This is a genomic window from Neisseria sp. P0014.S009, assembly GCF_051958155.1.
GTDB classification, from domain to species: Bacteria; Pseudomonadota; Gammaproteobacteria; order Burkholderiales; family Neisseriaceae; genus Neisseria; species Neisseria flavescens_C.
In genome coordinates this window covers 1-311 of the sequence record NZ_JBQCVS010000085.1, presented here as the reverse complement: position 1 = coordinate 311, position 311 = coordinate 1, and the positions used below count along the sequence as shown (strand labels likewise).

The window sequence follows — 311 nt, the reverse complement described above, 5'->3', positions numbered from 1 at the left end:
GTGTCAGAAATGATCCAGTAACCTGCCTACGCCATTGGTGTTCCATCTGATATCTACGGATATTACCCCTACTTCAGAAATTCCAGTTACCTCTATCATTCTCGAGCTTGTGAGTTCAAATAATAGCCTGTGAGGTTGAGCCCCCAGATTTCACTATTTGCTTTACAAGCCACCTACGCAACTCTTTACGCCCAGTCACTCCGGATAACGCTTGGGTCCTACGTATGACCGCGGCTGCTGGCACGTAGTTAGCCGGTGCTTATTCTGCGGGTACCGTCAGTAGTCCAGGGTATTCGCCCGGACCGTTTCGT

General features: G+C 49.8%; 1 rRNA gene. It reads right to left on the bottom strand.

The features are described 5' to 3' along the window. Positions 1-311: ribosomal RNA gene (locus ACTHS4_RS11775) — 16S ribosomal RNA — on the bottom strand; the annotation flags it as partial.